Source organism: Vibrio sp. ArtGut-C1 (genome assembly GCF_002105475.1).
GTDB lineage: Bacteria > Pseudomonadota > Gammaproteobacteria > Enterobacterales > Vibrionaceae > Vibrio > Vibrio diabolicus.
The window spans coordinates 1-20,872 of sequence record NZ_NCTH01000014.1 but is presented as its reverse complement, the minus strand read 5'-3'; the positions used below and the strand labels follow the sequence as shown (position 1 = coordinate 20,872).

General features: G+C 42.4%; 17 protein-coding genes. 3 read left to right on the top strand and 14 right to left on the bottom strand.

Annotation, left to right across the window (positions count from 1 at the left end; all coding sequences use genetic code 11):
• The first annotated feature begins 179 nt into the window (after window positions 1-179).
• Window positions 180-1,712 (top strand): putative basic amino acid antiporter YfcC, encoded by a 1,533-nt coding sequence (gene yfcC / locus B7360_RS13600; RefSeq protein WP_085343751.1) that lies wholly within the window; start codon window positions 180-182, stop codon window positions 1,710-1,712.
• 109 nt (window positions 1,713-1,821) lie between these two features.
• The gene (locus B7360_RS13595; RefSeq protein WP_085343750.1) at window positions 1,822-2,817 is read left to right on the top strand and encodes a succinylglutamate desuccinylase/aspartoacylase family protein; all 996 of its coding nucleotides are present in this window, start codon (window positions 1,822-1,824) and stop codon (window positions 2,815-2,817) included.
• A gap of 199 nt (window positions 2,818-3,016) precedes the next feature.
• On the opposite strand, the gene B7360_RS13590 is transcribed toward B7360_RS13595, so the two are convergent.
• Window positions 3,017-3,550: a lipocalin family protein gene (locus tag B7360_RS13590; RefSeq protein WP_085343749.1), complete on the bottom strand. Its 534-nt coding sequence runs from the start codon at window positions 3,548-3,550 to the stop codon at window positions 3,017-3,019.
• Window positions 3,551-3,864: 314 nt separating this feature from the next.
• Between B7360_RS13590 and B7360_RS13585 the strand changes: the two genes are divergently transcribed.
• The gene (locus B7360_RS13585) at window positions 3,865-4,245 is read left to right on the top strand and encodes a cystatin domain-containing protein (RefSeq protein ID WP_005396397.1); all 381 of its coding nucleotides are present in this window, start codon (window positions 3,865-3,867) and stop codon (window positions 4,243-4,245) included.
• A 57-nt stretch (window positions 4,246-4,302) separates the two neighbouring features.
• Here the strand turns inward: B7360_RS13585 and B7360_RS13580 are convergent, their stop codons facing one another.
• From B7360_RS13580 to B7360_RS24920, 13 genes are all read right to left on the bottom strand, one after another.
• A complete protein-coding gene (locus B7360_RS13580; RefSeq protein ID WP_085343748.1) occupies window positions 4,303-7,359 on the bottom strand; it encodes an AAA family ATPase in 3,057 nt (1,018 codons plus the stop codon).
• Between the two features lie 9 nt (window positions 7,360-7,368).
• Entirely contained in the window at window positions 7,369-8,502 is a 1,134-nt protein-coding gene (locus tag B7360_RS13575; RefSeq protein WP_012842192.1) for an exonuclease SbcCD subunit D, read from the bottom strand.
• Between the two features lie 324 nt (window positions 8,503-8,826).
• Window positions 8,827-9,666 (bottom strand): hypothetical protein, encoded by an 840-nt coding sequence (locus tag B7360_RS13570; RefSeq protein ID WP_046875363.1) that lies wholly within the window; start codon window positions 9,664-9,666, stop codon window positions 8,827-8,829.
• Window positions 9,667-9,957 carry a PAAR domain-containing protein gene (locus tag B7360_RS13565; RefSeq protein ID WP_005375969.1) on the bottom strand — a complete coding sequence of 97 codons (291 nt, stop codon included), beginning with the start codon at window positions 9,955-9,957 and terminating at the stop codon, window positions 9,667-9,669.
• A gap of 11 nt (window positions 9,958-9,968) precedes the next feature.
• Window positions 9,969-11,804 carry a type VI secretion system tip protein TssI/VgrG gene (gene tssI / locus B7360_RS13560; RefSeq protein ID WP_085343747.1) on the bottom strand — a complete coding sequence of 612 codons (1,836 nt, stop codon included), beginning with the start codon at window positions 11,802-11,804 and terminating at the stop codon, window positions 9,969-9,971.
• Between the two features lie 48 nt (window positions 11,805-11,852).
• Window positions 11,853-12,332 carry a type VI secretion system tube protein Hcp gene (locus B7360_RS13555; protein ID WP_005375967.1) on the bottom strand — a complete coding sequence of 160 codons (480 nt, stop codon included), beginning with the start codon at window positions 12,330-12,332 and terminating at the stop codon, window positions 11,853-11,855.
• Window positions 12,333-12,540: 208 nt separating this feature from the next.
• Window positions 12,541-15,108 carry a type VI secretion system ATPase TssH gene (tssH, locus tag B7360_RS13550; protein WP_085343746.1) on the bottom strand — a complete coding sequence of 856 codons (2,568 nt, stop codon included), beginning with the start codon at window positions 15,106-15,108 and terminating at the stop codon, window positions 12,541-12,543.
• 10 nt (window positions 15,109-15,118) lie between these two features.
• Window positions 15,119-16,084, bottom strand: a complete 966-nt coding sequence (gene tssG / locus B7360_RS13545) for a type VI secretion system baseplate subunit TssG (RefSeq protein WP_046875360.1) — start codon at window positions 16,082-16,084, stop codon at window positions 15,119-15,121.
• On the bottom strand, window positions 16,081-17,904 hold the full coding sequence (gene tssF, locus B7360_RS13540) for a type VI secretion system baseplate subunit TssF (protein WP_085343745.1): 1,824 nt from the start codon (window positions 17,902-17,904) through the stop codon (window positions 16,081-16,083). The genes tssG and tssF overlap by 4 nt, the downstream gene beginning before the upstream one ends.
• Window positions 17,901-18,365, bottom strand: coding sequence for a type VI secretion system baseplate subunit TssE (gene tssE, locus B7360_RS13535; RefSeq protein WP_012842186.1), 465 nt, complete (start codon window positions 18,363-18,365; stop codon window positions 17,901-17,903). Before tssE ends, tssF begins: the two co-directional genes overlap by 4 nt.
• A gap of 7 nt (window positions 18,366-18,372) precedes the next feature.
• On the bottom strand, window positions 18,373-19,167 hold the full coding sequence (locus B7360_RS13530; RefSeq protein WP_085343744.1) for a type VI secretion system accessory protein TagJ: 795 nt from the start codon (window positions 19,165-19,167) through the stop codon (window positions 18,373-18,375).
• 10 nt (window positions 19,168-19,177) lie between these two features.
• Entirely contained in the window at window positions 19,178-20,689 is a 1,512-nt protein-coding gene (gene tssC, locus B7360_RS13525; RefSeq protein ID WP_085343743.1) for a type VI secretion system contractile sheath large subunit, read from the bottom strand.
• A 52-nt stretch (window positions 20,690-20,741) separates the two neighbouring features.
• A partial coding sequence (locus B7360_RS24920; protein ID WP_164673220.1) for a type VI secretion system contractile sheath large subunit occupies window positions 20,742-20,872 on the bottom strand: 131 nt, incomplete at its 5' end.

The following is a 20,872-nucleotide window of genomic DNA, read 5'->3' as shown; positions in this document are numbered from 1 at the left end:
GAGCTTGTGAGCCCTCGCCCCGAGCCAAAACATTTAACCAAACTTTGCTTGTAAAATAATCACAATGACTTCACTTCAAATATTTGATGAATTTATAGTTCAATATTTCCATTAATATTGACTTTTTATTCTGGTTTATTGATATTTCATGCTTCATTGAATTTAACGTGAAGTAAGTTATGTCTCACACACATGCGCAACCAACGGACTCGGTTGCTACACCCAAATCATGGCAGATGCCAGATACCCTCATTTTGATCTTCATTGTTGGTATTCTCGCTGCGATTCTTACCTACTTAATTCCTGCTGGCCATTTTGACAGTCAGCAAGTGACTTATATGGTCGATGGTGCAGAAAAAACTCGCACGGTTATCGATCCATCTTCTTTCTCTTATGCAACCGACGAAAACGGTGAATTGGTTTACAACAAGGTTGGCCTGTTTGCTTCTGGTGGTGGCATTGGTCTCATGAACTTCCCTTTCGAAGGGCTAGTTTCAGGCTCTAAATGGGGTAGCGCGATCGGCGTGATTATGTTCATGTTGGTTATCGGTGGTGCTTTCGGCGTTGTAATGCGAACAGGCACCATCGACAACGGTATCTTGCGCCTTATCGATAAGACCAAAGGTAACGAAGCGCTATTCATTCCAGTGCTATTTTTGCTGTTCTCTCTGGGCGGTGCGGTATTTGGTATGGGTGAAGAAGCCGTAGCATTTGCGATTATTATCGCTCCGCTTATGGTTCGCCTTGGTTATGATGGTATCACTACGGTAATGGTGACCTATGTTGCGACTCAAATTGGCTTCGCTACTTCTTGGATGAACCCTTTCTCCGTCGCTATTGCACAAGGCATTGCGGGTGTACCTGTTTTATCCGGCATGACTGTGCGCATGGGGTTATGGGTTGGCTTTACGTTAATCGGTATCGCTTTCACAATGCTCTACGCCGCTCGAGTGAAGTCAAACCCAGAACTTTCTTACAGTCACCGCACAGACAAATACTTCCGTCAGCAAGAGCTTGGCAATCAAGATTCTCGTTGGAATATCGGCGATACACTCGTCATTCTTACGGTCATCGCGACCACAGTATGGGTTGTTTGGGGCGTAGTCGCTAACGCATGGTACATCCCAGAAATCGCTTCTCAATTCTTCACTATGGGCTTTGTTGTCGCGATCATCGGTACGATTTTTCGCTTAAACGGTATGACGCTCAACTGCGCAGCCGATGCGTTTAAGGAGGGGGCGGCTATTATGCTTGCTCCTGCTCTATTGGTTGGTTGTGCGAAAGGTGTGTTACTTATCCTAGGTGGCGGTACGACTGATGAAGCGAGTGTACTGAATTCTATTCTGAACAGTGCTGGCGGCGTGATCAGTGGGCTTCCTGACGTAGCTGCGGCATGGTTAATGTATGTATTCCAATCTATCTTCAACTTCTTCGTTACTTCCGGATCTGGACAAGCGGCACTGACGATGCCTTTATTAGCACCATTGGCGGATATTGCAGGTGTCACGCGCCAAGTTGCCGTTTTGTCATTCCAACTTGGAGATGGCTTTACCAACGTTATCGTCCCTACTTCAGCATCCTTGATGGCAACGCTTGGTGTTTGCCGCATCGACTGGGGTGATTGGGCAAAATTCTGCTGGCGATTTATCCTATTACTCTTTACCCTGTCGAGTGTCGTCGTTATCGCAGCTCATATGATGGGGTTTGCGTAAAACGAAATCAATTGGCACTAAGGCGAGACACGTTCTCGCCTTATTAATACTCTTCGTATGGCGACGTTAAGGTTTTAGATTGGCTTATGGTTTTGGAGTGGTAACTTTAATGGCAACACAACTTCTCGATGACATGATTCAAGGTCATCAAGTGATTCAATCTCTCAATGTAGCAGACCTAGGTCCGGGTGAGCATAAGTTTTGGTTCCGCATCGCGACCAACGCGCTCTCTCAGTGGCAACATCTTCCTGTTTTGGTATTCAAAGGTGAAAAACCTGGCAAGAAAATCATGATCACCGCAGGGGTTCATGGTGATGAATATAATGGTGTGTTAGCAGCGCAGAAGACCGCTAGAGAACTCATTGGCACTGAAGTCGCTGGTACTGTCACTATTGTTCCAACCATTAACATGCCAGGTATGCTAAACCACAGCCGCGATTTCTATTCCGCAGACCCGGATGCGTCTCCTGCAAACTTAAACCGCTTTTTCCCTGGTGACCAAAACGGCAATGAGGCACAACGCTACTTATATGCATTGTGGAATGATCTGCTCAAGCCAAATGCTGATTTAGCCATTGACCTTCACACTCAAACCAGTGGTGCGGCCTACCCACTATACGTGTTTGCAGACTTCCGAATTGAGCAATCATTAGAAATGGCTCGTCTCATTAATCCTGATGCGATTTTAAATGATCCCGGAGATGCTGGCGTCCTTGAAACAGTTTGGAATAACCATGGTGTCCCAAGCATTACGGTTGAAGTGGGTATGGGGCGCTACACAGAGCAAAAACTCATTAGTCGAACCGTATCAGGCATTTTTAATGTGTTGAAGCAGCATAACGTCGTAGAAGGTGAGATAGAGCCTATCACTTCATGCTTGGAAGGAAACGAGATCGTCAGTATGAAAGCGACACATGGCGGCTTTGTACTACCTCATGTCGGTTTGATGGATTTTGTCGAGCAAGGCCAACTGGTTGCGATTCAATACGACAGCTTTGGCACTGAAGTTGAGCGCTACACCGCCCCTACAAGTGGTACAGTGCTCAGCCACAATGTGGAATCTATTCGGGCGCCTGGCTCTCTGATCGTTCGTTTGATTAAGTAAACCATAACCGTTTGTCGATAAATCAACCTTTCGACGCTCACTCAAATTTATATAAGCCCCATCACGAGTAATCACAAATGATGGGGCTATATTTTTGGTTACATGAGGTTACAAGGTAACAAAAATATTCCAAGCAAAACTCAAAACCGCTTAGACAGAAACTTCGCTTCTGTTGATTTTAGAAGTCACATTGATGAACTTAAAACTGGCGTCCACTCTCTTGATCAACGAGAATTAGCTCATCTAACGCGAAACCTTTCTCTTTAGCAACCTGCTTAAAACGCTCCAGGATTTTCTCATCAACGTTGGGTGTTCTAGACAATAGCCACAAGTAGTCGTGGTTGTAACCGGAGACAAACGCATAGTCGTAGTTTTCACCTAGCTCAAACACAATGTAAGAAGAATAGATTGGCCCAAAAAAGGAGACTTTTAAGTGCCCAACCGTTTCGTCTTCAACAAAATAAGCTTTACCTTCAACTTCGGACCACTGTTGATCTTCTTCTGAATATCCGCGGTTTGTCACCTTAACCCCACCATCCTCGCGAAGCCGATACTCGGCCGTAACGTTGGATAGACCACGCTCAAACGAATGATCGAGCCGTGCGATTTCGTACCACTTGCCTAGATAAGGCTCTAAATCAAAATTGTTAACTGGCTCCACCCCATCAGGTTTAGAGGTACAGCCAAATAAAGTTACAAGTGATAAAAGTAATAATGTTTTTAGCGATTTCATACAACACCTAAATTTGATTTAGTGATTGATTTTACTGTAGAAGGTAGCAAATCGATCACTAAGTCGCACCACTGTCCCAAAGGTACGTAGCTACACATCACAGTTCTTCATTATCAATAGCATGCTGAACACCAAAACCTCGTTATGTCAGCAATTCCCTAACAATATTGTTCTATGTTTTACTTACAAGTTGGTCATACTTGTATATTTTGTCAGCATTTAACCGTATGCATATAGAAACTTTGCACAATATAGACATACGCTGTCATATCACCCTCCTATAATACGTCGCGATATAGACAGAGGTTATTGTTATGAAATTAAAAACAGTGTCAGTTTGTGCACTTTTGGTATTGCTTGCAGGTTGCCAGCAGGAAAACCCAAGCCAAGCGACACAATTAACAACCTCGGCAGATGTATGTAATACACAAGGAAACATGCCAGGTGGGTGGAATGAGTTTAATGCTACCCCTGATGCACAAAAGGCAATGGCTTTTGTTTTGAAAAGAATGGACACAATAGCGTCGTTCAAACAAATACTGAACGTTCACGCGCAAATCGTTAGCGGCGTCAACTATGCCATTGAGTTTGAATTGGATGATGGCTCTATTTGGAATACAGTTGTTTATCGCAACCTAGATGGTGAGTATGCGATTACCCAATCGCCAAAAGAAGGCCACTTTTGCGAACAGTAGCGATTAAGTAAGAAAGCCCCTAGGTAGGGGGCTTTGGGTTTTGTGATAGCAACGGTATTAGACAGCGAAACTACATTGAGATTTGACCGATACTGTCGAACCGAGTCTTGATGGTTCAACATCAATCCTCTGCGCCATTTGTTCTTTTAACTCAGAAACGTGAGAAATAACACCGATCATGCGTCCAGTCTGTTGTAAATCCACTAACGTTTGAATGGCGAGATCCAAAGACTCTGGGTCTAAACTACCGAACCCCTCATCAATGAATAAAGTGTCTAAACGGATACCACCACTATAGGATTGCACAACATCCGACAAGCCAAGCGCCAATGCAAGCGCTGCCATAAACGATTCACCACCGGAAAGTGTTGCAACATCACGTGTTTTTCCTGTGTAGCCATCTTCAACCATTAAGTCTAAGCCGCGACCCGCAGCGCCTTTGAAGCCCTCTGTTTTTCGAGCAAGAATATAGCGCCCTTTACTCATGAGGCTTAAACGTTGAGAGGCCTGAATCAACACATCATCCAACAGTACACCAAGAACAAAGCGATGAAGGCTAACCCTGCTGCCTGTTTTACCGCTGGCAACGTCGTATAACGTACCAAACACTTTGTACTCTTCTTCTAACTTGCTATTTTTCTCATGCAGCGTATCAATATCTTTACGAACTTTTTCAATTCGCTCAAAGGTTGAGCGCGTGGTATCGAGCTGATTCCTTACTTCAATATACTGCGCCTGCAGAGTGGTTAAGCTGTCGTTAAGCGAATCCAAGTCCGGTCTTTCAAGCGCTTTCAATGCATGGTTTAAATCATGTAGTGTTTGTTCAAGCTTGGTTTGTGTCTGTTTGAAGTTGTCTATTTCTTTCTGCCACGCTTGAAGCTCATCATCTGTCACTCTGCTATTTAGATAACTGCTTTCATCCTCAAATTTACTCGCCTGTAATGCCTCATTCCACGCTAATTCTGCTTGGCTAAGCTTTTGTTCTGACTCAGATAGCCACTGCTTGTTCGTCACTAACTGACTTTCAGCATTCGATTGCGCTAATACCGCTTGCTGCAAAGCGTTTTGCGCCTTTTCTAAACCTGTATTCAAGGTCAGAATTTGCTCTTTTGTGAGCGAAATGTCACGCTCAAGCGCATCAACGGAACTGTATTTTGGATCAATGGAAGCTTGTAATTGAGTCAATTGTTCTTGGTTTGCTTGAACGGTTGATTCATTTGCCGCCATTTGATTCTGCAACTCATGAATTTTATTTTCACCCACTAAGCAGCGTTGATTAAGCTGTTCAACGTTCTTTTCTAGCTTTTCAATATCAATAGATTGTAGACGTAGAAGTTGATCATTAAGCGCCTGCAACTCAGTTTGAGCCGTCGAGATCTCAGATGCTGCATGCTCACCAAGCTCTTCTTTCAACTGGTTACATTGATTCTGATACTGACTAATAACAACGTTATGTTGCTCTAGCTGATTACTTAGCTGGTTCAATGATGCTTGAGCTTCTCTTTCTTTCGCTCTAGCCGCCTGAACTTGCTCTTTTGTAACGATTTCTTCAACAAACGTTGCAGGGTTAGGATGCGCTTGGCTGCCACATACCGGACATGCTTCACCTGCCTTTAGTCGCTGCGCTAATACTGCCGCTTGAGCATTGTGCCACTTAAGCTCTATGGTATCAGCGGCTTGTTGACACTGCATATAGCGCTGACTGGCTTCCTGTAATGACTGCTGCTTGCTTACGGTTAACGCCGTGAGTTTAGAGAGCTCCAAAGTAAGACCATGCAGCTTTTGTAGATCCTGTAGTAGTCGTTGTTTTTGTTTTATTTCCGCATCGATGCTTCCAACAAGCGCAACATCTACTCGGGCTTGCTCTAGATCTTTCTGGCCCTGTTGCGCCTGAAACGCTAACTTGTCTTTCAGCTCTATGTACTGTTTTAACGTTGCTTCAAATTGTTGTTTTTGTTGATGACCAGCCGTTATTTTTCTTTCCAAGTTAGCTTTTTCAACCAACTTGTCTTTCATGCTTTCAAGTTGATACTGCAGTTGCGTTAACTGTGGGACTTTTGCCGCGGCTTCTTTTGCACTTTGCTGCAAGTTTTCTTTTTCTTTCGTAACAGCATTGGCTTTATCAAGACTCTCTTTCAAGGCAACTATTTTTTGTCTGAGCTCTTGAGTTTGAGTTTTTGCATTTTGTAATGAGACGTAGGGTAATTCTATCTTATTGGCATTTTTAGCATTTTCTAATTGCTGTTGACGAACTTTTATCGAGTCTGAGTGTTCTAGATGCAGCTTGAGTGCGTTTTCTGCTTGCTCTCGTTTCGAAAACTCTCCATTAATAGTTTCCGCTTTTTGCAATTCAGATTTAGCAACATTTAGCTTATCTAACGAAGCTTGTTCATTCTTTCTATCGACCTCTAGCTGCTCAGCTGCTTGTTCAAGCTGGTGTAATAATTCCTGCTCTGAACTCACTCCAGCAACTTGTAAAGCGCCTCGAATTTGATTATCAAATTCATCTTTCGCTTTACTGATTGCGCTCGCTTTATCCTTGAGGGCGTACTCAATTTTTTTATATATGTCCGTTTGAAAGAGCTGGCCAAAAATTTCTTCGCGCTCTTTAGAACTAGCAAGCAACAGCTCTCGGAACTTTCCTTGAGGCAATACCATTACTTGGCGAAATTGCGTTTCATTCAAACCAATAATATTGCTCACTTCAGTTTTAACCTGAGTCGTCTTGCTAGTGATGAGCTTTTCGGTCTCGCCGAGTTCATAAAGAGCCGCAGTGTGCTTTTTTACCGTCATCCCTTCACCACGCGCTTTGGGCGCTTCCTGCTCTGGAGATCGCACAACTCGGTATTGTTTGCCATGTAACGAAAATTCTAGAGCGACTTCGGTTGGTAAGTCTTGCGCCGATAAGTCACATCGCATCTGGATGCCTTGCCGCTCATTACCGGTAGTTTCACCGTAAAGGGCAAAGCAAATGGCATCTAAGATCGACGTTTTACCTGAGCCTGTAGGACCATTAATCAAAAACAGAGGGTTACGGCCAAGCTTTTCAAAGTCAATGACTTCGGTTTTTGCAAACGGACCAAAGGCTTGCATGGTAAGTTTGATTGGTTTCATCTTTGGTCCCTATTGCTGTGATAATTGCTTAATAATGTCAGTAACGGCTTGTTCTTGCTCTTGGGATAATTGACTATCTTGCGCCTCAATAAAAAAGTCTCTGAACATATCAATTTCGCTTCGTGCCAACTTTGCTTGCGCCATTTCCTGCTCTACCCCAATTAACATGCCCGGTTTCTCAAGATGTAAAACGTTTGGATAAACCGAACGAAGCTTTTCCATTGGATTTAAAATCGCATGTTTATCCATCAAACGAACTAACAAATAATCTTCATTTTTAGGATCAGTCTTGCCCTGCTCTATGACTTTATCTAGCTCTCCCTCAACAATGCGCATTTCATGAGGGGCAATTAGCTCAATATGTTTAGCAGAGACAAATCCTTTCTTGTCTAGTTCGACTAACGTGAAGCCTTTCTTCTGGTTCTGTTCACCAAAACTATACTTCATAAGTGAACCAGAATAACGGATATGCTCTGCGCCTTTCTTTTGAGGTTGATGTAAATGACCAAGTGCGACGTAGTCGAAATCTAAGAAATGCTCATGACTTACGCGGTCAGAGCCACCAATAGATAGTGGTCGTTCAGAGTCAGACTCAATAGCACCATCAACAAAACAGTGGCTAACGAGAACACGCCTTTGCTCTGAAATGAAATGCTCTCTTATTTGCTCTACAAGCAGTTGATGTGCCTCATCATGAGTTGATACCGAGGTTTTGTAGGCAAATCTGACCTGTTCAGGGTCGTTATAAGGCATGCCATAAAACGCTACCTCACCCGCAGAGTCCGTTTTTATGATGATGGGAGTTAGCATATCTTCAAAGTTACTAACAATATGAAGGCCTGCATTTTTCATTTGCTCTGAGCCAAAACCTAATCTTTCTGCACCATCATGGTTGCCAGATATCAATATCATCGGTGTTTTCAGTTCAGTACAAATACGCTTCACGACTCGATTTAGCAGTTCTATTGCAACCGTTGGTGGCACCGAACGGTCATAAATATCTCCCGCCACTACAACGGCATCAACGGGATTGTGTTCAATATAGTTAATCAGTTGTTCGAGTACTGCTTGTTGATCTTCGAGTAGTGATACATTGTGGAATTGTCGACCAAGATGCCAATCTGAGGTGTGGATAAACTTCATTCGAACTCACTTTCCGCCAAATCTTTAAGCTAGGTTTGCTCCTGCAAGAATCCGAATTTCAGCCGTGTAAACATCAGAGTATTACGTGACTGGCTGAATCTGGCACAAACCAAAGCTCAATTTATTTAATTTGGGTTAGGATATCTTGAGTCGAACAGCTTTTCATGTAGTTTATGTTCTATGGTTCACTATTTCACCGGAAAGCGAGAAGAACGTTGTATAAACACCTTTTAAGCAACATTAAGTGATGGTCTCGAGTAAACATAACCGTCACATTTAAACCATTAAAAGCCAACGTTTAGAAGGGACAAACTAGATCCAGAACTACTCGTTATGCCAATTGTATAGAACTCCCACCGTATAACCATCTGGCTCGATATCAGCTTGTAAAACGTGGAAGTCTGAGTTGAGGCTACTTCTTTGATGCTCCTCAATCATTAACACTTTTAAAACACCTCCGCATGCGCCCAGCCCTCCTAGTTTAACATCAATAAATTGATACTGAGTTTGATCGGTCACCCAGGGAGACAAGAGTTGCATAGCATTTAACCATCGAGGCTCATCTCCATCAATGGATAAATGCAACTCACTAAGTGAGTGATCACACCCTACTCCAAGTTGTTTGAACACTTTATCGACAGCAATGCTTTGTTGTTTGGTATCTAAATCAATTCGAACATCATCAGTAACAAGGCCGGACTGTTGAAAAAAGCACTTCGTCAAAATGATCGAGTTTTGAGATTTGGCATGCTCTTCTGCATCGCGAGCAATTTCTATAGCCAGTATCCAAGTTGCTTGTGTTTCGTTAACTTCACGGTTTATCCGATTTAGCGCCATCAAGAACGCCGCTTGACCATAAGGATAAAAATAAATTTCTCTATTGGCAGAGTTACCAAGGATAAGAGAAAACTCGTTTATCAATGCCTTAAGCAAGCTTTTATCTACCGAAGACGGTAAAAGAACACAGATATTCCCTTTGATATCACTTTGCTCCAGTATCTCGCGCTTAGAGCGCACAAGATTTAATATCTGCTCATACAGTGATTGATCAGGATAGGATCTTGGTGTTTCTGCGGGCAATCTAAAACATTCGTTAGCTATCTCACGAACAGTGTATGGCCTGCCATTAATGGCAAGAAGATGAGTTTGAAATGCGAGTGGCATCTAGCCTCCGATTAAAACCGTAGGCATGCCAGACAGAATTTTACCACCATGAGACGTTGAATCCCCGACCCTTGCCGCAGGCTTACCGTTAATTGTAACACTAGAAGAGCCTGCTGAGATGCTATCCGGAGGACCTATACAGATAAGCTTATCTCCCTGCCTAGCCGCTGGAATGCCGCCAATTGTCACGTTTGGCGAGCCAACTACGACGGGACCACCTACATGAGGAATTTTTCCTGTTTTTTTAGGACAAAGATGAAAGCTGCCCAATATTGCGGCTGGTTTACCCACTTTAAATCACCTTAGTTCAATGAAATTTGCCCAGCTTTAAGAGCGATAGCAGAGCCGTTAATAGATATTTTATTGCCTTTGATGTTGATTTCTCCGGAACTAGACATCTGAATCGAAGCGCCACCGACTTTGATCTCGATACTCTTTCCTGCATTAAAAGACAGCACTTCACCCGTTTCATTAGAAAAGTTTTTACCTACTTTCAAGGTCGCATTCTTGCCAATCTCTTGATTGACATCATTCGTCACTTTTTCGGTTTTACTGTTTTCAACGGCAATATCAACACAGTCTTCAACTAGCATTTGGAAAAGTTTTTCTGCATGAAGATAGATGTGTTCTTCACCGGGTTTGTCATCAAAGCGCAACTCATTAAAATTAGATGTGCCTTTTTGTACAGAACGCGATTTATAACCACTTTGAGAGCTTTGCTCTGGTAACGTGTAGGGAGGGAGTTGACTACCATTGTACAGTGACCCCGTAACAATTGGCTGGTCAGGATCGCCATTGACAAACTCGACGATGACCTCTTGTCCTACTCTAGGATGAAACACCGAGCCCCATCCGTTACCCGCGATATTTTGCGCAACACGAATCCAACATGAGCTGTTTACATCGTATTTACCAACACGATCCCAGTGAAACTGAACTTTAATACGACCGTGTTTGTCTATGTAAATTTCGCCATCTTTGTTTCCCGTTACCACTGCGGTTTGCAAACCTTTCATCTGAGGTTTCGGATAGTTCACTGAAGGGCGAAGGATTGTTTTTGAGTCAACACAACTAAATGATACTTTAACACCTTGCGCAGCAGTGCCACCTTGACCAGTCTGATTATAAACAGCCGCAGATAAAAAAACGGCGGACAGTACGTATTCTTTGCCGACTCGAGACTTATCTTCATGCTTTTTAAACTTAAAGCACTTTCCCACACTGAACGTTCGACACGTTGCCTCGCCACGACACAGATATGCGTTTTGCTGTAGTGCTTCTATAGCGTGCGTGTTTCTAAGTGCGTATTGATCATCACTTTCCGTTTCACCCATGTATTCAAAATACTCGCTTTCAGGCACGGTAAAAAAATCACTTTCACCCTTGGCAGTATTTTTAGGATTAGACGAAGGCTTAAGCATGTTATAGCCAGACTTTTGGCTTGCTTTAGTCGTCAAAACTTGGGTTTCATGCCAAGAAGAAATATGGCTAGACTTAGCCGTACCTGTATCAAAATCGACTAAAAACTCTGTACCCGGCTTATAGAAACTGATGTCATCAAAAATCTTAAGCGTGTGGACAGACTTAGTGTGTGTGAAACAGAACGATAGCCCTTCTTCTGACAATAAGCGTCGGACAAATTCAAGGTCTGACTCTTCATATTGCACTTTGTATGTGTATTTAGGGTACGACTTAGTTAACTCAAAACTAAAGGCGATACTATGCTCCGAGAGTACTTCGGAGATAATTTCTTTTATATCTTTATGCTGAAATATTCTGCAATTTTTTCTATAATCGGCGAAACGTAATTTAGGCTCTATTAATAACTCTATATTTTTATAATTCTCACCATTATGAGTATTAGAAACTCGTTGCCCTTCTAATCTTGCAGCAGATACATAACCATGTATATAACGAGGTTTTGAAGAAATATCCTCACTATTTTCAAGGGTAATTGTTACTTCTTTACCAATTATTTCGTTTAACTCACTTCGTTGATCATTAAAGTAAGCTTTAGCACGCAATGAAAAAAGTTCTGAGATCTCTTCTTTATACTCAAATGAGTTTAGTATGATGGCATCTTTTCCGAATGGAGAGGAAATTCGGATGAAATTGTTATCTTGAGTTGCTCTTTTCATTAAATACTTCTTTCAAAAAATGCGGGGGAATATTCCCCCGCATAAAAATTACATTTGTTGACCTTTAACACCGCTGTAGCCGTATACCAATGGCGCAGAAGTGTTGTTTTTATCGTCAGTAGGAGTCACTGTCATCATCATTTCAGTGTAAGAAATAGTGATGGTTTCAACTGGACGATCATCCTGGATAGAAACTGAGTAGTTAGAAATCATCGCATCAGTCAGTTCGATCTTCATGATTTCTTCAACTTTCTCACCCTGCTTAGTAATATGGAAAACCGCAGGTTTACCTTTACCAATTGTCGCTTCTTTAAATAAGTCAGGAGAAGAACGGTCTTGAAGTTTAGTGATAGTCAAATCATATAGACGAGTAGCGCTCGCTTCACGGTCCATCGCTGTACCAGTGTATGATGAGATCTCACGACCTACACTCCAATCTACAGATAGTAGTGTAATCAAATCTTTATATTGCTCGGCAGTTGCCTCACCCTTAATATCTGCGTATTTAAGATACGTATTAGACTGCATGCTAATCTCCTATAGCATTATTAATTGACATATATCGTAGTAATTTAATTATCTGACGTTTGATGATAATTAGTGATTAATGTATCAAAAACTTCATTTTAAATACGCCCTGTTATATCTTTAAATAAGACTTAATTTAAGCGTTTTTTATAAAAAATAATAGTTAATATGAACCAACTCCCAATTATTATTGAGAGTGTAAAGGATGTTAAACTATTGAGACATCAAGTCCACTAGTTGTACCTTTAACAATAATTTCATCAAACATCTTATCATTAAGAATTGCATGCAATATTTCATGAGAAATCTTAGGAAGTAATGTGTTTTCTATGGTTGTCTGTACCACACGTGCACCGCTCCCCGACTCATTACTATTGTCTACAATATCATTAATTAGTTCTTCATCAAAAAATAGGTCAGCGCCGTAATTTTTACGAATGCGATTCGTAACTTTGGCTAATTTTAATTTTGTTATTTCTATCAATATTTCTCTTGATAGAGGCAAATAAGGTAATACATTAACACGTCCTAAAAATGCAGGTTTAAAGTCAACCAACAAATCGTCACGCAAAGCACCTTTTAGTGCTGAAGGTTCTGGATACAAATCAGGATCAGAATACAAAGACATCGTCGTTTCGGTCCCTGTATTCGCGGTCATAATAATAATAGTGTTTTTAAAATCTATATCGCGACCTTCACCATCTTTAATTGAGCCTTTATCGAATACCTGATAAAAAATATCTTGAACTCCAGGGTGCGCTTTTTCCATTTCATCCAAAAGAATCACACTATAAGGTTTGCGTCTGACGGCTTCAGTAAGTACGCCACCTTCGCCATACCCAACATAACCTGGAGGCGAGCCTAATAATAAGGAAACTTTGTGCTCTTCTTTAAACTCGGACATATTGATAGTTGTGACATTCTCTTCACTGCCGTACACTTTCTCTGCAATAGCTAAAGCAGACTCAGTTTTACCCACTCCACTTGGTCCCGTGAGAAGAAATACACCATTTGGTCGTGTCTCATCCGTGAGCTGTGCACTGGCAGTTTTTATCACTTCAGACATGACTTCCAAAGCGTGATCCTGTCCGACAACTCGTTTACACAAACTATCTTTCAAACTCAGTACAGCTTGGATTTCATCATCCTGAAGTTTGCCCAGTGGTATCCCGGTCCAATCTGAAATTACTTCTGCAATAAGCGCTTCATTGACATGCGAAAATACTAATGGCTGCGAGTTAGCGGAGAGGCTACTTTCGAGCTCCTGTAACTTGTCCCTAGCAGTCTCAGAACCCTCCTTGATTATTTGAGCTCTAAGTGACTTAGCTTCACTTACCCACTCTTTTTCTTTCTCCCACAGCGTCTCTAGTTCAACTATTTCACTAGATAGAACATCAATCTCTTTTCTGACATCTTGCAACTGCATATCAAGAGGTGCACCTAGCTGACTTTCTTGGCTTAGGTGCTCATATTCAGCTTGCTTGGCTTTTAGTTTATTCCTTTTCGCATCTAGACCTCCCGGTGTAGACGATTGACTTAACGCGACTCGCGAGCAGGCTGTGTCTAAAACAGACACAGCCTTATCTGGCAGTTGTCGGCCATTAATGTATCGAGCTGAGAGTTGAACGGCAGCATTGAGAGCCTGGCTAGTGATGTGGACGTCATGGTGTTGTGCCATTACGTCAAGTAAACCACGTAACATCTCGATCGCTAGCTCCGGCGCTGGCTCGTCGACCTTCACTACTTGAAAGCGTCTGGTAAGAGCCGCGTCTTTTTCAAAATACTTTTTATATTCTGCCCAAGTTGTTGCTGCGATCGTCCTGAGTTCACCTCTTGCTAACGCTGGCTTTAGAATATTCGCTGCATCACCTTGTCCTGCTTGTCCCCCACCACCAATCAGACCATGTGCTTCATCGATAAACAAAATAATGGGTTGTGGTGCGTCGTTAACTTCTTTCACAAGGTTTTTAAGTCTGTTTTCAAACTCACCTCTCATGCCAGCACCAGCTTGCAATAACGCCAGATCCAAAGACTTAATCGCTACATTTTGTAGAGCAGGAGGTACATCGCCATCAATAATCTTTTGCGCCAAACCTTCAACAACGGCTGTTTTTCCAACGCCAGCTTCACCAGTTAGAATCGGGTTGTTTTGTCGACGTCTTAATAAGATGTCGATCATTAAACGGATTTCATTGTCTCTACCAATAACCGGATCTATCTTACCTTCCCTAGCCTGCTCAGTAAGATCTGTTGTAAATTGATTCAGCGCAGAATTCGCGTTTGATTTCCCTAGGTCATTCGATCCTGATTGACGCGTATTACTTTCTTTAAAGTTCAATAACCGAGATGGTTCTATCTTGTTTAACTCAGGGCTAATCGAACCAGCCATGTTGACTAACGTATCATCAGACAAGTAGGCAAATAAAAGATGAATGCAATCCAACTGCTCCTGATTGAACTCAATCGTTGCCGATAGCAAAGCATTTTGCATCACAGTCACTGTGTGAGCTGAAAGACCTGGGACCGATTGACATCCCGTTTTGTATTTTTCAAGTGTCTTTTGAAGATCAGTTTCAACCTTGATTTTATCGACATCAAATTCGTCGAAAACTTCTGAATAAATATCGGCAGGATGTTGAATAATCGTCATTAACCAGTGAGACATTTCAATACTGTGATGGGTTCGAGAGCTTGCCATCGCAGCTGCTTGTTCAAGTGTTTCCTTAGCCTGAGGAGACAATCTTTCGACCAACGCTGAAAGTGAGAGTGAAGCCATTATGTTTCCTTTAAATAGTAATTGTTATGGTTCGATCTTTTGTGCGTTTATGTTTTTTAAGTACAGAACCAACACCTAACTGACCATGTTTTTTTGATAAACAAACTTGAGGTAATAAACTATGTTTGGTGGTGAGCTGCCATTTCACTTGCTTATGCTTACCAATAAATTCATAAGCCGCACGTTTAATAATTTCTACATTTGGATGGTTAGGCAGTAATTTACTAACCAGATCTTTGTGCTTTGGCAGAAACTCGATCGTTGTTCCTGCGTTTATATTCCAAGCTTTCGAGCCTAAGGATGCTCCGGAACCAAGTTGAGCAAACTGCCCTTCAGGCATAGTTCGAGATGAAAGACGTGTTTGCTCTTCTTTTGCAAGATGTAGCCACTGCCCTTGAAACTCATGAATCTTTACTTGGCATCCAGATAAACATTCAAGAACACTTTTTAGTCCAGCTTTGCTTCTCGTCGGTGAAGCAAAAACACCACCATAATGCAGGGACAACGAACTACCCTGGCCAGTTAATGCCGACTTACAATCTTCTAAAGGTGAACGTAATCCTTGTGCATGAGCACGAGACTGAACGGTCAATTGACTCAGTTGCCAGCATCGATAGTAAAGAGACAGTAAACGATGGTTAAAAATATCGTAGAAGTCCACCATTGCCGTATCGCCTTCTTTTTGACGATGTAAAGCTAACTCGCTGTAGTGCTGAGGAAGCACCCCCTGCTCACCCGTTAGGCCTATTAAATTGGTTTCAAGTGCTAGCTTGTGGCTATCAATATGTTTTAGATCGCAAAGCTGCGCATTTTCAAAACCTAACGATGGATTGACCTTTAAGTTTAGTTTTTCATGCTTCGGTAGAGCATCTGTCCCTATTTGTGCCTCGGCTTGCAAGATCTCGTGTTCGATAAGGTGAATTGCTTCAAACAACGGATGTTGCTTTAGATCTCGATAAAATTGCTCCGCGATCATAGCAACACCTTATCGCCAGTTAATGCAGGCCATAAGTGGAAGGGCTTTCCCGTTGACTTAAGTCTTATTTCTAGCTGCGTAAAAATGTTAATTTCAGCATATTGTGCAAAGTAAACGGATAGCACACTACCTAGGAGGAAGATTTGCTCTTTAGGTAAAATTTGATCAGAAACCGTCAAAATGATTTTTATACCGTGCGCAAAACCAACTTTACCTTTCTGACTGACTCTACCTGTAGTCGGCTCGAACTCTAGCTTCGCTAAAGCATCAATTACCGCTTTCGTTTCTGCGGTCCCAGAAAACGCGTAGAGATTCAGGGTTTGCTTTAAAGTTGTTAATCCATCTTCTTCGGTAAAGTGGTTTAAAGTTAGAAGCTTAGTTAGCTGCCATCGTGTACTTTCATCCATTTCTGGCCGGAGGGTTTCTGATATAGAAACTAAACAACGAACTGACTCGAAGTTGTCATTTACTTCCGGCAAAGAGACTTTTGGAAGACCGCCTCCAAATGGAAGCTTCTGCGCTAAATTACGATTGCAGCACTCAGCTTCAACGTACATTAACCAGTTTTCTCGGCTCTCTGGACTGAACAATTGATGCCTTTTATCAACAAAAGAAATGTAAGTTTCCCTACCCGGCTCATCGTATCCACCAGCCCAATTTTTATCCTCACGTCTCATCAACCAATAAATTTCACTGGCGTTCATATAATGCGTGTGCTCACCAGCGTGATAACATGGCAGGTTGTGATACGTTTTGTTCCAGTTTCTCAACGTTACGTCAGAAATAGAGACAACCTCATTACTCTCGGCTTCCTGGTATTGCGGTGATAAGTGGTAATCGTACTCGGTTGGTAGAATACGCTTGGGCTCCATAACACTTTTAAATAAGTTGACCACTGGTACACAACCAACCATCAAGCTCTCTTCATCCACTTGCTTAGGAAGCCAATCATCATTGGTATCAAAGTAAAAATACAGTTCAGCTTGCTCTCCAAGAGCTAGCTCTGATAATCCAAGTTCAGTGATATCAAAGAACATGAACTTCTCAGGAAAGTGCAGATACTCAACAAGTAATCTTGCTCCCGAAAAGCTTCTCTTACTGTATGGAACAACCTTCTCATCTTCTGAAAATCCCACTTCAATAAGATGCCTTTTCGTTAAAGCACGAACTTCTTTGCCACCCGCAACGACAGATAAACCAATTAGATTTTGAAATAGCATTTGGTAAAGTTTAAACGTCAACTGAGATTGCCCGTTTAAATAAAAGCGCAACCGTTCTAATCCCATGTCACTCAGAGATGTCTCTTCATCTTGGGCGGTGAGCTGGATTTTCAAAACTGAATGAGCATGGCTTTCCCATTGGGAGCCCACCGATTTAAGCGGTGCGTTTTTGAAAGCGCCAGAGGTCACATCAACAGGGTACATTCTGACCGGATAACAGGTTCTAAACTCGCATTCGTGGTATCCAGGAGCACCGATAACGACTCGCTCACCTTCTTCTACGTCAAAAAAAGAGGAAGTGGAGCTAGAGCAGTTCATCTTAATGACGGACATTGATGGAATTGGTGCGTGAAAATCCGGATATAACTGCCCCATCAAAGATTCAGTGAACTGAGGATAACTATTGTCTAAACTTTGTCTAATCCTTGCCGTTAGAAATGCACAGCCTTCTAGCAATCTTTCTACATGTGGATCGTCAACCTGCTCCTCACTGATACGGAGCCTCGCGGCGATCTTAGGATACTGCTCCCCAAACTCTTGCCCTTTGTGACGTAAATAAGCTAACTCGCGGTTATAGTATTTGAGAAACTCTTCACTCATTTCGCTCTACTCAGTTTCATACCTAAATTTACCGGCTCTACTTCAGAATTGAATCGCACTTCATGAATGCTGTTATCAATTAAGCAAGTGGCGCTGATTTGTAACCTCAACACCCTATCAATAGCGTTTTTCTCGTCCGAAATCTGGACATAAGGATTCCTTAACCTCGGCTCGAACTCTTTAATTGCATCATGAACAATGTCACAGAGCTGATTCTGCCCCTCTTGGCTGCTATAAGGCATCGAGGAAAAATCTGGAAGACCATAATTCAATATTGAATAGCGAACCTCTAAAAGGTCATCAGGAATGTTTTTCCATCCGATACGACTATTTAACATAGACTCCAGATCTCTAAGCAAGCTGTTCAACATCTGTTGTTGGCTCGTAGGGAAATCTTTTTCATCTCTAGTTGAAGGATCACTATCCATCAATTTGTCCAGCAGAGAAACGGTTAAAGACATGTTCTTGTTACGCTATTTGTTTCGATTCTAACAATGTAGTCAAGTCACAGATTGGGAGGGCTGAATCACCAACTAGCCAACATTTTTGACCTAAACCCACGAAGGATTCTTGCTCACCAAGCTGCTTCCAATCCGTTTCTCGACCTAGCTTTTGTGCGTCAGTTTCTGAGTCAACATAGGTCAATGGCATATGACCTTCTCCTTCGCCAAGTCCGTCAATATCAAACTCTACAGGTCGCCAAATACTTTCTAATAAAGAGGTAGGTGCTTTTATTTCTAGCGCTTGAATGCTAGAAATTGGAACAAGAAAATAGTTACCCGCGGTGGAAAACAGTTCAATGTAACCACCTAAACGATCATCAATATCCCTAGCATCTTCATAGTTTGTACCGTTTATGTTAAAGCCTTTAATAGTACGCTGCTCTTCAATGCTATGCGCTAGGTGTGACGCTTCTGCATAGTCTTGATTTTTGAGAGCGAGGTTAAAGCGAACAAGCTCTTTAGTGAATTCCTCGTCACCTAATACCTTGGCACTAGCCGCACCGTCGATAAAATCTTTTCTAGCCTGGGCCGCTTTCACGAAATGTCGCAACTGACTCGCACCAGGTAGATACTCAGGAAACAATTTGATCGATTGCATAAGTTGCTCATCCGCACGCTCGAAGTCTCCATCAATGCAAAGCAGCTCAATGAACGAGCTTCTCAAGCTTGCATCTTTAGGCGCCGCTTTAATTTCATCAATTAATAGCTCTAGAGCTTGTTGCAATTGGCCTTGGGACAAAGCATTTTTCCATTGGGTCATTGTTATTTCCTTACACCAAGTGCTCTGGTGATAATTCAGTAATTAATTTAATGCTAGATACCATTTGATCGAGCTGGAAGTGCGGTCGCAAATGGATGACAGAGTAATAGTGTCCTGGAGTTTCTCTTTTCTCTCGAACCGTAATTTTCGCTTCATTTAAGGGGTACTTCGCCCTAAGTTCATCAGATGCTTCATCCGACGCGGTAGTGTACTGATGCAACCATCGTTGAAAGTCCCGCTCTAGGCTTTCTGCATCTTGATACCCACCAATCTTGTCACGCCCCATAACCTTGAGATAATGTGCGACTCGCGACACACACAACGTGTATTGCAACATCGACGTGAGCTTTGCATTCGTTGAAATGTGTTTTTCTGCATATTGCTTAGGCTTGTAGAGAGATACATTCGAGGTCATCCCTACCATATCGGTTTCAGGTACAGGAGAAATAGAAATGAAACCGCATTCAGACAACTCTTGTTCTTTTCTCTCAGAGATCTTTAAGTTTAAAGGGCATCTTTCACGGTCATTCTTGCCATTAACGCGCATTTTGTTCCTAGTAGGAGCGACGATAATACCCTGACTATAATCCCCTTGCTTAATGCCTCGCATGTGCGTAAACCACCCATGCTCCTGAAACGCTCTAATTGATACGGCCGCAAAACAATACGCGCTACTCCCCCATAGCAAATCGCGATTAGAGTCGTAGACATGCTCTTGAAAGTCGAACTGATCGTTGCGCGAACCATCACTTTTATATGGCTGACGGAATAAAACATTCGGCGCAGTCAGGCCAATAAATTTGGTATCATCGTTGTCTCTCAAACTGCGCCATTTTGCGTAATCTGCCTGTTCAAATTGGGCCGCAATATCTCTTATCGCAGAGAGCTGTGAAAAACTGTCAACACCAAACATCTCCGGCGATGCTGACATAATGAACGGGCTGAATGCTGCCGCTGCAGACTGAGAGATCTTGCTGAGCACAGACAGATCTCTATCAAAATAATTTTTACTCGCATCACAACGAAGTTGATAATCGCCAACTACCACGCCAAAGGGTTCTCCCCCGGCCATGCCATATTCATTTTGATAGAGCAGCTTAAATAGTGCTGATTGGTCAAACTCGATGGCTTTTAGTGCATCTTTACTGACTTCATTCCATGTTGCCGCCAACACCTTGACTTTGACGGAGTCCGATGAGCGAGTGTCGACCTGTTCGCATAAATACCTCACGCCGATCCAACCTCTTTCGAGTTGTTGAAACTCAGGATGATGTATTATTTCGTTTAATTGAGATTCTAATAGCTCATCAATTCGGTTTATCGTGTTCATCACACTATGACGAAAACTGTCCAAATCTCTTGAACGCGTACCTTCTAGCCAAATTCGAGCTGACTCTACAAGATCAGAAGATTCATTGAATCGAGTCAACCACGGGCTATCAAGCTCAGCATAGCCTCCTGTGCTGAATTCATGCTTTAGCTTACTGGGATCGCGAAAGTTAAGTGACACTGCTATTTCCATCTAGAACATAACGATTTGGTATGGCTGGCCTTACGACCAGCCAATTCATCTCTTATCCACCCGACTGAGGGATCTTTGCAACAAGTCGCAAAGATGTCGTCAATTCTTCCATTTGCAGCCAAGGCTTAAGCCATGCTACAGCATTGTAAGAACCTGGTGCGCCAGGGATTTCCTTAACCTGGA

Coding starts and splice junctions, on each gene's coding strand:
- B7360_RS13590 (WP_085343749.1), bottom strand. CDS start 3,550: ATGAAATCGCTAAAAACATTATTACTTTTATCACTTGTAACTTTATTT.
- tssI (WP_085343747.1), bottom strand. CDS start 11,804: ATGAAAAGAGCAACTCAAGATAACAATTTCATCCGAATTTCCTCTCCA.
- tssG (WP_046875360.1), bottom strand. CDS start 16,084: ATGATCGCGGAGCAATTTTATCGAGATCTAAAGCAACATCCGTTGTTT.
- tssC (WP_085343743.1), bottom strand. CDS start 20,689: ATGGAAATAGCAGTGTCACTTAACTTTCGCGATCCCAGTAAGCTAAAG.
- tssE (WP_012842186.1), bottom strand. CDS start 18,365: ATGTCTTTAACCGTTTCTCTGCTGGACAAATTGATGGATAGTGATCCT.
- yfcC (WP_085343751.1), top strand. CDS start 180: ATGTCTCACACACATGCGCAACCAACGGACTCGGTTGCTACACCCAAA.
- B7360_RS13570 (WP_046875363.1), bottom strand. CDS start 9,666: ATGCCACTCGCATTTCAAACTCATCTTCTTGCCATTAATGGCAGGCCA.
- tssF (WP_085343745.1), bottom strand. CDS start 17,904: ATGAGTGAAGAGTTTCTCAAATACTATAACCGCGAGTTAGCTTATTTA.
- B7360_RS13580 (WP_085343748.1), bottom strand. CDS start 7,359: ATGAAACCAATCAAACTTACCATGCAAGCCTTTGGTCCGTTTGCAAAA.
- B7360_RS13555 (WP_005375967.1), bottom strand. CDS start 12,332: ATGCAGTCTAATACGTATCTTAAATACGCAGATATTAAGGGTGAGGCA.
- B7360_RS13575 (WP_012842192.1), bottom strand. CDS start 8,502: ATGAAGTTTATCCACACCTCAGATTGGCATCTTGGTCGACAATTCCAC.
- B7360_RS13585 (WP_005396397.1), top strand. CDS start 3,865: ATGAAATTAAAAACAGTGTCAGTTTGTGCACTTTTGGTATTGCTTGCA.
- tssH (WP_085343746.1), bottom strand. CDS start 15,108: ATGGCTTCACTCTCACTTTCAGCGTTGGTCGAAAGATTGTCTCCTCAG.
- B7360_RS13530 (WP_085343744.1), bottom strand. CDS start 19,167: ATGACCCAATGGAAAAATGCTTTGTCCCAAGGCCAATTGCAACAAGCT.
- B7360_RS13595 (WP_085343750.1), top strand. CDS start 1,822: ATGGCAACACAACTTCTCGATGACATGATTCAAGGTCATCAAGTGATT.